8 protein-coding genes are annotated in these 11722 nt (G+C 40.1%); 5 read left to right on the top strand and 3 right to left on the bottom strand.

The window, feature by feature from the left end; translation table 11 throughout:
* Positions 1 to 58 precede the first annotated feature (58 nt).
* The 4 genes from V7K98_RS05495 (at position 59) to V7K98_RS05480 (ending at position 6200) form a co-directional block, all read left to right on the top strand.
* Positions 59 to 1180, top strand: a complete 1122-nt coding sequence (locus tag V7K98_RS05495) for a thiamine phosphate synthase (RefSeq protein ID WP_335019815.1) — start codon at positions 59 to 61, stop codon at positions 1178 to 1180.
* Positions 1181 to 1248: 68 nt separating this feature from the next.
* Positions 1249 to 1461, top strand: a complete 213-nt coding sequence (thiS, locus tag V7K98_RS05490; RefSeq protein WP_335019814.1) for a sulfur carrier protein ThiS — start codon at positions 1249 to 1251, stop codon at positions 1459 to 1461.
* A 175-nt stretch (positions 1462 to 1636) separates the two neighbouring features.
* On the top strand, positions 1637 to 1975 hold the full coding sequence (locus V7K98_RS05485; RefSeq protein WP_335019813.1) for a CU044_2847 family protein: 339 nt from the start codon (positions 1637 to 1639) through the stop codon (positions 1973 to 1975).
* Entirely contained in the window at positions 1959 to 6200 is a 4242-nt protein-coding gene (locus tag V7K98_RS05480; RefSeq protein ID WP_335019812.1) for an nSTAND1 domain-containing NTPase, read from the top strand. The genes V7K98_RS05485 and V7K98_RS05480 overlap by 17 nt, the downstream gene beginning before the upstream one ends.
* An 8-nt stretch (positions 6201 to 6208) precedes the next feature.
* Here V7K98_RS05480 and V7K98_RS05475 read toward each other — a convergent pair whose 3' ends face one another.
* Positions 6209 to 7426: a glycosyltransferase family 4 protein gene (locus tag V7K98_RS05475; protein ID WP_335019811.1), complete on the bottom strand. Its 1218-nt coding sequence runs from the start codon at positions 7424 to 7426 to the stop codon at positions 6209 to 6211.
* Positions 7427 to 8273: 847 nt separating this feature from the next.
* Here V7K98_RS05475 and V7K98_RS05470 point away from each other — a divergent pair.
* Positions 8274 to 9257, top strand: coding sequence for a DUF1517 domain-containing protein (locus V7K98_RS05470; RefSeq protein WP_335019810.1), 984 nt, complete (start codon positions 8274 to 8276; stop codon positions 9255 to 9257).
* A 298-nt stretch (positions 9258 to 9555) separates the two neighbouring features.
* Here the strand turns inward: V7K98_RS05470 and V7K98_RS05465 are convergent, their stop codons facing one another.
* Together V7K98_RS05465 and V7K98_RS05460 are read right to left on the bottom strand one after the other, a co-directional pair.
* Positions 9556 to 10416 carry a hypothetical protein gene (locus tag V7K98_RS05465; protein WP_335019809.1) on the bottom strand — a complete coding sequence of 287 codons (861 nt, stop codon included), beginning with the start codon at positions 10414 to 10416 and terminating at the stop codon, positions 9556 to 9558.
* A gap of 119 nt (positions 10417 to 10535) precedes the next feature.
* Positions 10536 to 11366, bottom strand: a complete 831-nt coding sequence (locus tag V7K98_RS05460; RefSeq protein ID WP_335019808.1) for a PIG-L deacetylase family protein — start codon at positions 11364 to 11366, stop codon at positions 10536 to 10538.
* Positions 11367 to 11722: the final 356 nt, after the last annotated feature.

The raw sequence follows: 11722 nt of genomic DNA, 5'->3' as shown, positions 1-11722 counted from the left end.
TACGTCTTTTTGCGTAGATTCTGCAAAAATTAAGTAAGAAAAGCAAATTAATTAACTTATGGTTACTAGGATTTATGATAATTCACATTTTGATGAAAGCACTAATGGGGTTGTTGTAATGGTCGAGCCATACAGCCAAAAAGAGCAAGTACAACAAGTTGTCTACCGCATTTTAGATGCTAATTTAGATCGCGCTCGTGAAGGCTTGCGAATTATTGAAGAATGGTGTCGCTTTGGCTTGAATAATCCCCAGTTATCTCTTGAATGCAAGCGCCTGCGCCAAGATGTAGCCAAGTGGCATACCTCAGAATTGCGGGCAGCGCGAGATACACCAGGCGATCTGGGGACTGAGTTAACTCATCCTCAAGAAGAAGAACGAGCTAGTATAAAATCGGTATTGCAAGCTAACTTTTGCCGTGTGGAAGAAGCCTTGCGGGTGTTGGAAGAATACAGCAAGCTAACCCAACCAAATATGGCTAAAGCTTGTAAGCAGATGCGTTATCAGGTTTATACCCTAGAAAGTAGTTTAATGGGTCATCAGCGCCATCAATTGTTGTGGCGATCGCATTTGTATCTGGTTACTTCCCCTAATGAAAATTTGTTGAATAACGTCGAAGCTGCACTCAAAGGTGGATTAACGCTTTTACAATACCGCGACAAAACCACCGATGACTCTTTGCGTCTGGAACAAGCAAGAAAATTACGGCAGTTATGTCATATCTACGGTGCTTTGTTCATTGTTAACGATCGCGTGGATCTTGCTTTAGCTGTCGATGCCGATGGGGTACATCTAGGACAACAAGATATGCCTATTGCTGTTGCTCGGCAATTACTTGGTTCACAGCGTCTGATTGGTCTTTCTACCACAAATAAAGAAGAAATGCAAGGGGCAATTGCTGAAGGTGTAGATTACATTGGCGTGGGGCCAGTTTATGAAACTCCCACGAAAGTAGGTAAAGCTGCCACAGGTTTAGAATATGTCAGCTATGCAGCCAAAAATTGCTCAATTCCCTGGTTTGCCATTGGGGGAATAGATGCGAATAATATCAATGATGTGATTGATGCCGGAGCCAAACGGGTAGCGGTAGTGCGATCGCTCATGCAAGCCGAACAGCCTACCCTCGTCACACAATATTTGCTATCTCAACTCAATCGCATTAAACCAGAAATTTATTCATAGTCATTTGTCATTAGTCATTTGTGTAACCAATTCCCAATTCCCCATTCCCAATTCCCCACACCAAATTTATGTCTAATGAAATTACGATTCATGTAAATGGGGAAACCCATAGCTGCTCATTTGAAACTTTTTTACCCGATTTGCTCCAAAAACTGGGTTTTAACCCCCGGTTGGTGGCTGTAGAATATAATGGCGAAATTTTACATCGCCAGTTTTGGACAGATACAAAAGTGCAATCAGGCGATCGCTTAGAAGTGGTAACTATTGTTGGTGGTGGTTAAGTCTGTTTCAACCTCAAGGATTTTCGGGATATTTCGGAATCAACCTTTTGGGCTGGCAAAATGCGCGTGAGTTTCTAAAAGTTGCACTATCTGGGAACTCAAAGTAATACAAAACTCTCTATAATCTGTATATATAGAATTTTACGTATTTATACCCAAATTTTGTAAATTTATTGTGAAGCAAATAATAGAATTTCCTCTTGAAAGTGGCGAATCCATTTTTGTTGAAGTAGACGAAGCCGCACAGATTGACGATCGCATCGGTTTGCGAGATCAAATGGTTGATAAAGCTACACAAACTTTCGAGTCAGCCCTAGAAACCGTTAAGCCCATAGCTAATGCAATTATTACCAAAATAGGTAGTCTCAAACAGCCGGCAGATGAAGTAGAAGTCAAGTTTGGCATCAAAATTAGCGCTCAACTTGGGGCGGTTGTAGCTTCTGGCAATAGTGAAGTCAACTATGAAATCACTTTGAAGTGGAAAAAAGATTCACAAAATGGTAGCACCTCTTGAGTCATCTATTGTCAGAATTTACTCTAACAGTAACAAGGGCAAAGTAATTGGTGCTGGCTTCTTAGTTTCTCAAAAGCATATCCTCACCTGCGCCCATGTGGTAGCTGATGCTTTGGGACTTGCCAGAACAACTGCCCAAATGCCAGATGCAGAAATAACTTTGGATTTTCCGTTAGTTGCACCCAAACAACTGCTCAAAGCTAAGGTTGTTTTCTGGCTACCTGTGAATCCTAGTGAGGAATTAGAAGATATTGCCGGATTAGAGTTAGCACTTTCTCCCCCAAATCAGGCTCTAATAGCACCATTAATTACATCTGATGAATGGGCGGGACATCCTTTCCGAGTATTTGGTTTTCCCGCAGGACAGCCAGATGGTGTTTGGGCTACCGGCGTTTTACGCGGACACACGGGTAAAGGTTGGGTGCAACTAGAGGATGAGAAACAAACAGGTTATGCATTAAAGCCAGGTTTCAGTGGTGCGCCAATATGGGATGGTGAACTTCAGGGTGTAGTAGGAATAGCAGTAGCGGCAGACATCAACCAACCAGATGCTAAGGTTGGGTTTATGATTCCCACACAGGTGCTGGTGATAGCATGGTCTGTATTGAGTGAGCAAGCTATTGCTTCATGTCCCTATCGTGGTTTATTTGCTTTTCGGGAAGAAGACGCACGATTTTTCTTTGGGCGAGATATTTTCACCCAGAAACTTGTAGATACAGTACAAAAACAATCATTAGTAGCGGTAATTGGGGCTTCTGGTAGTGGTAAGTCTAGTGTGGTGTTTGCGGGTTTGATTCCTAATTTACGTCAACAAAGCAATTGGCTAATTGAGTCCTTTCGCCCAAAAACTCATCCTGTAGATGAACTTGCAGCAGTAATTGTGCGTCTACGTGAACCAGAGAAGGGAAAGACGCAACAGGATATTGAGGCGGGAAAGTTAGCTTGTGGGTTGCGATCGCAAGAAGTAACAGCACATACTGTTTTATCCCGAATTGTGTCAGAGAACGATAATAAGCGGCTGTTACTGGTAGTCGATCAATTTGAGGAACTTTACGCTTCTTGCTCAGATATTCAAGAGCGGCAATTATTTTTAAATCAACTATTAGAAGCGGCTACACTGGTAGAGAATTTTACCCTTTTGCTAACCTTGCGGGCTGACTTTCTGGGATATGCGCTTTTAGATTATCGCTTTGCCAATGCTTTGCAGAATGCCGATTTAAAACTTGCGCCAATGAACAGAGAAGAATTGCAGCAAGCGATCGCTCTACCCGCAAACAAGCAAGGGGTAAGGTTAGAAGAGGGTCTTGTGAAGCAGATTCTCCAAGCGGTGGTAGATTCACCAGGGAATTTGCCTTTACTAGAATTTACTTTAACGCAACTATGGGCAGAACAGCAAAATCGTCAAATGACTCATGCGGCTTATGAAGCAATTGGCGGTGTAGAAAAGTCTTTAGCGAACCACGCAGAAGCCGAATTTGCCAAGCTAAAGCCCAAGGAACAAGAACAAGCACAGCAAATATTTGTCCAGCTAGTGCGTCCTGGGGAAGGGACAGAAGACACACGCCGACTAGCTACTAGAAATGAGGTAGGAGAGAATTGGGATTTGGTTAAGCGTCTAGCTGATGCGCGGCTAGTGGTAACTGGACTTAATGACACTGCTGGTAAAAAACAAGAAACAGTAGAAATTGTCCATGAAACCTTGATTCGGGAATGGGGACAACTGCATAGATGGATGGAGAGCGATCGCTCTTTTCGCACTTGGCAAGAAGTATTGCGATCGAGAATGCGTCAGTGGGAAAATGCCGGACAAGATGAAGGGCCATTGCTGCGAGGTGTACCGCTAGGGGAAGCGGAAAATTGGCTCCAGCAGCGCCAAGATGAGTTGAGCCAAACAGAGCAAGATTTTATCCAGCAGAGTTTGACATTGCGCGATCGCGATCGTCAGCAAAAAGAACGCCGTCGCAAGCTTACTCTATTTGGGCTGACAGGTGGTTTACTAATAGTCTCAATCCTAGCTATGGTTGCATTTTGGCTACGATGGACAGCTGAGGTTGAAGGCTCTGGAGTCACTGCTTTAAGAAATTTTGAGTCTGGCGATGGAGAAATTGAGGCTTTGGTGTCAGCAATGGAAGCCGGACAAGAAGTTAAAAAGATGGCTTTTTGGAATAGTAATTGTTTGCAAGATTGTCCAGCCACAAGTCCACTGCTAGCTTTGCAGAAGATTCTGGATAATATTCATCAAATAAATCAAATCAATACTTACCAAAAAGGTGTAAACAGTATCCGGTTTATTCAAAAGGATAACCAACAGGAATTAATTGTTGCCGGTGGAGAAGATGGCACAGTTACATGGCGAGATTTTCACGGAAAGCCATTGATAACATTGAAAAATCCTAAATTGCCCAATAACAGTATCAAAAGTATCGACTTTAACGAAGATCAAACAATATTAGCAACAGCTGCAAATAATGGTTGGGTAAAACTGTGGGATGTTTCACAGATGTGGAATTTTTTATCAACAGATCGAAATTGGTCTCCACCTGCCATAACATCTATACATCATCAATGTGACAAAAAAGAATACGACTTAGCAAAAGAGGGTGATAAATGTAGTGTTAACAATGTTCGTTTTCTTGCCTATAAAAATCTATTAGCAACAACTGGAGATGATGGCTACGTCAGACTGTGGACTCTCCAAGGGAAAATTGTTAAAACAATACTTGCTCACAAAGGTAGTATCAAAAACCTTAATCCCAACCCAGATAATAACCAACAATTTGCTACGGCTGGAGAGGATGGACTAGCAAAGCTTTGGAATATCAATCAGACAGAACCGATAGCAATATTTAAAGGTCATCAATGCAATGTCAAAGACACTAAAAAATGTGGTGTTAACAATGTCTGGTTTTACCCTAAAGAAAAGCAACTTGCTACAGCTGGAGATGATGGTACTGTCAGGCTGTGGAATTTTTCAGGAAAAGAACTAGCAGAACAAAAATTTGAGGCTCACTCTGAAGGTGTTGAGACAGTTCGTATTAAAGATAGGCTGATTGCTACATCAGGTAGCGATGGCAAAGTCAGGCTGTGGAAAGATTTCAATAGAACATTGGAAGCAGAATTTAAAGGTCATCAGGGCAGTGTTGTCAGCACTCGCTTTAATCTTGGAGGCGATATTCTTGCCACTGCTGGAAAAGATGATGGTACGGTGAGATTCTGGGCAGTTCCAGGAAAATCATTAATCAAACCCAAAAACCCCTTAATCAAACTAGAGGAGCATGAAGAAGCCGTTCATAGTGTTCGTTTTAGCCCAGATGGTAAGTTACTGGTTACAGCTTCAGAGGATGACTATATTAGGCTTTGGAAGCTCGATGGTCAGCCGGGAATAAAATTCAAAGCCAATCAAGGCGGTGTCATCACTGTACGTTTTAGCCCAGACAAAGCAAAAAACCTAATTGTTACAGGTGGAAAAGATGGCACAATAAAGCTCTGGACGGGCACCGGAAAACAGTTAAAACCTTTGAAATCTTTCGAGGGGCATTTTCCTCAAGCAGTACGAACTATCAATTTTAACAATAAAGGGGATAGGCTTGTTACTGTTGGAGATGATGGCATAGCGAAAGTGTGGGATCTCAAAGGAAACAAGTTGCAAGAATTTAAACAGCAAGGCAAGGTTGAAACTACCAGATTTAGTCCAGATGGCAAGCTGCTAGCTACAGTTGGAGAAAATGGGACAGTATTGCTGTGGGATATTAATGGCAAGCTGCTTAAAAAATTGACGGGACATAAAGGCTATGTCAACACTGTCAGTTTTAGCCCTAACGAGAATAAATTGGCTACATCTGGAGATGATGGTACTGTCAGGCTGTGGGATTTTTCAGGAAAGCAGTTAAAAGAATTTAAGACTTATGAAGGCAGAGTCACACACATAAATTTCAGCCCAGATGGTAAACTACTGGCTACATCTTCAGCAAACTACACAGCTAGGTTGTGGAATTTATCAGGACAACAGGTAGCAGAATTTACAGGTCGTCAAGGCTTTGTCAGAAGTGCAGGTTTTAGCCCCGATGGTAAACTGCTAGCTATAGCCACTGAAGACCATACAGTAATAGTGTGGCGTATCCGGGGATTAGATGAACTGTTGCATGAAGGATGCGATCGCCTTAAAGATTACCTTGTAACTAATCCTGATGAAAAGAAAAAACTGAGTGTATGCCCTGGAATGTAATAAAAGTATCACAAATCTGATTTATATAGCGACCTGTGAAGGGTTCGACCCTTGGCTAATTCTTTACCTTTGCGGCCAAGTTGTTCGCGTAGTTGCTGGTCTTTGCACAACCGATTGAAAGCTTGAAACACATCATAACCAGAATCGGGATTAACCAGTATCCCATTTTCTTCATGCTGAACTATATCTACAACACCACCTAAGCGAGGGGCAATTATCGGCTTACCGAAGTAACTAGCTTCTAAATAAACCATACCAAAACCTTCCATATTGTTAGGTTTCGTATCCAATAAAGTCAGCATGGCAAATATATCACAAGCTGCATAATAACCTGCTAATTCTCGCTCAGGCACATATCCGGCAAAGTGGACGCGCTTATCTACCCGCAAACGATGCGCCAAAGATTTCAGTTCTGATTCATGTCTCCCTTCACCGCAGATTATATAGTGGACATCCACCCCAAAAGTTAGCAATAGTGGAATATTATCAATTACTCGGTCGAAACCTTTATGTTTTACTAACCTTCCGATAGAAAGAATAACTATTGATGAATCGGGAATGTTGTACGCCTGACGCACACGAACACGTAAATCATCAAGGCTGCTGGGACTCTCTACATTATTAGCAAATTTTTCTGGTCTAATTACTGGGTTAATGACATGGGTAGGAGTATCTAATCGGAAAGCCGTTCTCAGATAGTCTTGTGTATAAGAACTGTTACAAACAATACCTTCGGCTCTATGAAGTGTTAATTTAAATAGCGATCGCAACACGGGATTGTGTAAAGTACAAAGAAAATCATTCCCGTGCAGATAGATAAAAAAGCGAATAGGTAAAAAATAGCTCAATAGCAACAGTGAAGGAAAGTCATAGCCGTGGCCCCACTCTATATAACGGTAGTGATAACGAAAATAGAGTTTGATTGCTAGGACAAATGAGCAGACGATATTGACAAAAGGCTTCAGAATACTTCCCACAAAGCCACTACGCCCATATCTAGGATAAGACCAGCGATACACGGGAAACTGTTGACCTTCATCAAATACTTTATCTCCTGAGCAACTAGCCGCCAGGACAATAACTCGTTCTGGATCTTGAAGACAGCGATTGTAAATATATTCCCCAATTACAGCTTCTTTCGGCCGGAATATCCGGCTGATGACTAGGATATCTGGGTATGCAGCTTTATCTCTAATTTTGGCTGTTAGTTGAGAAATATGTTCCATAATCAAATTAATAAATTTACTTCAAATAATTTTTAATTTATTTACAATTACGATTACTTTGAAGGCCATAATTATCATTTTATTTCTTTTAAAACGAATGTGGTAGACAAATTTGAAGCTTATTTCAGGAGATTAGCCGGGAAGATTATTTTTATAGTGTTGATTTTATTTTTGCTGCAAATTGCTCACTAATTGAAAATTTCTGTGCATAATGAACAATAAAATCTAGCACTTGTAGTCAAATTACTCAGTGAAGAACTGTTGTGAAAATTACGACATTTACTTACATTTAATAGAATATCTTATCTAGGATATTCCATTGTGCCAAAACGCCAAAAAATTGAATAAGTATTTTATGGGTATCGATGTCTGATTAGTCCTTATAGCAAGGATTATACTCAATTTAAAGTCTTTTGTTCTATAAGTACATAATTTATATTATGTAAATTTAAATACTAAAGTCTATGAAATATCATCTCATCTTCTAACCAAACCAGTAGGGTGAAGTATTAAAAAATTAATCAAAATAATCATGAAAAATTGGAATAATCTGTATAATCCAAGACTGTAGTCTAGAAGTGCCTAGTCTAAAACGTAGCAACAATTGCCCGTTCGCAAATTTCTGTAATTGTGAACATATCTTAAGGTACGGTTCCCCAGTCGAGAAATCCCCCATGCGATCGCTGCCTACGCCAGATAAGACGCGGTAGATTGAATATGTAGCCTTTATCAAGTGAATGCTACAAACTCGCTTGCTTGTTACGGACTGGCGTTAGCAACATACCGCAAAACTCCTACCAGTATGGGGAGAAATCATAAAAAATTCTGTTTTCCAAGCGATTGTACTATGCGTAAAAAACTACAACAAATCATCAAACCACTGTTAAAAACCTTCTTAGCCCTAAGCCTGGTATTAGCTTTGGTTCTTAGTCACGCCGATGGCGCATTAGCAGCCCGTAGTGGGGGCCGTATCGGTGGTGGCTCATTTAGAGCGCCTTCTAGCCGCACCTATGCACCGCGCACTTATGCACCTCCTGGTGGAGGCGGATACTACCCTGGCGGTGGTTTTGGTGGCGGTTTTGGCTTTCCCTTCCTAATTCCTTTTTGGGGTATTGGGGGAGGATTTGGTGGTCTATTCAGCATCTTAATCTTCTTTGCGATCGCTAATTTCTTAGTGCAAACTTTCCGCCGCGCCTCTAGCGGTGAAACTCCAGAAGCAGATTACAGCAGCAACTCTCCTGTTTCTGTAACACGTTTGCAAGTAGGTTTGTTAGCTCAAGCCCGCGAATTGCAAAATGAACTCAACCACATTGCCGAAACTGCTGATACTAACACCCCAGAGGGCAGAGCAGAAATTTTGCAAGAAGCCAGCCTAGCTTTACTCCGCCATCCCGAATACTTTGTATATGCAGGTGGTGGCACTCAACAAGCCAGTTTAAATTCAGCTGAAAGTCAGTTTAATAGGCTGTCACTGGCAGAACGTAGCAAGTTTAGCGAAGAAACTCTTTCTAACGTCAACAACCAGCTAAAATCAGCCCTTGCCAAAGAAGCTTTACCCCCGACAGGTGAACTAGACAATCCCACCCGCCTATTTACTGAAGGCCCTGGTGAATATATTATCGTCACCTTGCTAGCCGCGACATTAGGCAAGTTTGAAATCCCTACAGCAATTAACAGTGCTGATGATTTGCGTCAAGCTTTGCGCCAAATTGGTAGTATCCCTAGCGAAAAACTTTTGGCAATTGAAGTACTTTGGACTCCGCAAGCTGAAAATGATACCCTGACATCTGATGATGTACTGGCAAATTATCCTGATTTGAGACTTGTTTAATCTCTGAAAAATTTCGCGCCAAGATGCTAATAAATAACCTAGTATCTTCGCGCAACAAATAAATTCCCTTTTAAGGGGAATAACTAGAAAACCGTTTGTCAATGACAAGCGGTTTTTTCAAGCAATAACTCAACCAACCGAAAAGATACGTAGGGTGTGTTAGAACGCAGTTCGTAACGCACGCTACAATACCTAATTTTTTTCAAAAATCAAATATGATTCCTATGGATGAAACCATCAGTTAAAACGCTCCATACAGTCACAGTTTCAATTCTGCCGTTTGCTTATTATGCATAATTTATAGCTTTTGTTCGTGCCATTCCACTCTGTACTTGATTGCTCTATAAAGATGCATCATGGCATTGGTAAGCTTAAAGACAATTTTCTCCAGAATAGAGCGTTTAGGATGTGCAATTCTTTGGTGTTCTTCAAAATAAGTCAACATTTCATCCATCTTTGACTGTCCCTTTTGAATTTTAACCAGTTCAATTTTGTTATTGAAAAAGGAAATACCTGACATCTCGCTCCATCTCACTGGCAGCCCTGCTTTATAGGCAGCTAAAGCAATGGCATTACCTTCGCCTTCATAAACTCCATTTTGCTCAAAATATTTGGCAAGGATTGACCATGTTTCTAAAAATTCAATTTCTTTTCCTGTTGACTTAGTGACAGAAAATAAATATTCATGGACAAAGATAACATTTTCACATTCTGGCTCTAAATTTAAAAATTGTGCTGCTTTTTTAATGACTTCAATTTCTCTAGCAAATTTTTTGTTGGTTGTTCCCAAAGCTTTGGCAAATTTTTTCGGCATATCCATACAAGCCCTAGCACTTATTCCTGGCTCTAAAAGCCATTCCATATCTTCTGGAACTGGTGCCAAGATTCGCATATCTGAATCAATGAATATACATGAATTAAATAGAGATAATGCTTTAGCAATGGCAAATCTCTTGTCGTGGTAACACTTAACACCCTGCTGCTGATGCTCAAATGCTAAAACTTGAGGATATTTGCTAAATTCTTGAGGCTGATCGGTGAGAATTATAAAAGCAGTGTTAGGTGAATAGAGTTCTAGGTCTTTTGCTAACAAAGCAGCTAGCGCCCGATACACTTTGCCTAATGCTAAAGTACAAAAGCAGAATTTTTGTTGACTCATATTTGTATAATTTGAGAGTAAAATCTTGAAAAGGTGAAATTATCCAATTAGTTAATACAACAGATTGCTTCTTCGTGAGGTACAGGATTTTAGTCTAAAAACAAGATAAAAAGCTTTTTTCACTCCTGGTCAGAGTCTGATTTGAAAAAAACCTCATAAGGCAAGAAAAACCGCCAGAGGAAACCAGGGGGAAGTACGGCACTAGATTCAGCATCTATAGGTAAATATTGAGAACGGTAGATTTCAATAGCCTGCTTTTTCTTAGATTGCACTTGATGAATTGCAACTCGATGAGCGCCTACCAATTCATCAAACTTGAGACTGCTAAACAATAAAGACTTCCAAAGCAACCAGATAGCATATTGCCATAGTTCTACTGTCACTTCTGCTTTAGTAATAGCAGCTTTAACTAATTGATAAGTAATTTCATGATCTGTACTGCGATCCTGTTTATGAGTGACGTACACTTCTTCTGGTTGAAAACTACCTAACAATTGCGCCATCTCTTCAATGGTTTGTTGTTGTTCAGTTTCTGTCATTTTAGATAATGCACCATCACATTTATCAAGAAAGTGAATATCTGTTGATTCCACACCTAAAATTTTCAAAGCTGCTAGTGCTTCTTCCCTACGAATTTGAACAATTTCTGAACGGGTAATCTTAGTATGACCTCGATGAGAACCTCCTCCATCTGTAACAAAAACAACTTTAATCGGTATTCCTTGTTCTCGCTTGAGTGCAATCAGACCCCCACAACCTAGTGCTTCATCATCTTGGTGAGGAGAAAATACAATTACCGATTTCTGGTTAATATTTAGTTGTTGACTACCTTGATATAGAAGCCAGTAGAACTGTAGTTGAATCAGTATTTCTCGGAATTTGTAATTCAACAACCACCACTTATTATGCAGACCTAACTTTAAGCGGTGAAGAAGATTTCTTATTTTCATAGCACCAGATATTATTGGAATTACGGAAATTGCCGATCAGAATTGTATTAATATTTCTGTATAGAAATATTATCCAACGGCTATCTAGCATCTGGATTAAATGAGAAAAATTAATTGCTATATGATTTCCGACTTTTATCTTATTTTGATATTTAATTAAAGTAATGTCAATATTGTGTATTTATTATGTCATTTTTACAAATTGAATAGTTCGAGTGAATTGGAAAATTTTTGTAAGTAATACCAGGTTCGGATAATTCGTTTTATGATATTATGAAAAATCTTCATAGTCTTACTTGTTAGAATTACAGATGTCTCCAGAAGTTCGTTGATGATTAAGAAATTAAGTAATCTCA

This window comes from Nostoc sp. (assembly GCF_036917435.1).
GTDB lineage: Bacteria > Cyanobacteriota > Cyanobacteriia > Cyanobacteriales > Nostocaceae > Nostoc.
The sequence above is the reverse complement of the archived record's forward strand: the minus strand, read 5'-3'. Positions and strand labels throughout refer to the sequence as shown.

What these genes read in the sequence shown, in the direction of transcription:
- V7K98_RS05495 (WP_335019815.1), top strand. Translation starts at nt 59, where the DNA reads ATGGTTACTAGGATTTATGATAATTCACATTTTGATGAAAGCACTAAT.
- thiS (WP_335019814.1), top strand. Translation starts at nt 1,249, where the DNA reads ATGTCTAATGAAATTACGATTCATGTAAATGGGGAAACCCATAGCTGC.
- V7K98_RS05480 (WP_335019812.1), top strand. Translation starts at nt 1,959, where the DNA reads ATGGTAGCACCTCTTGAGTCATCTATTGTCAGAATTTACTCTAACAGT.
- V7K98_RS05475 (WP_335019811.1), bottom strand. Translation starts at nt 7,426, where the DNA reads ATGGAACATATTTCTCAACTAACAGCCAAAATTAGAGATAAAGCTGCA.
- V7K98_RS05470 (WP_335019810.1), top strand. Translation starts at nt 8,274, where the DNA reads ATGCGTAAAAAACTACAACAAATCATCAAACCACTGTTAAAAACCTTC.
- V7K98_RS05465 (WP_335019809.1), bottom strand. Translation starts at nt 10,416, where the DNA reads ATGAGTCAACAAAAATTCTGCTTTTGTACTTTAGCATTAGGCAAAGTG.
- V7K98_RS05460 (WP_335019808.1), bottom strand. Translation starts at nt 11,366, where the DNA reads ATGAAAATAAGAAATCTTCTTCACCGCTTAAAGTTAGGTCTGCATAAT.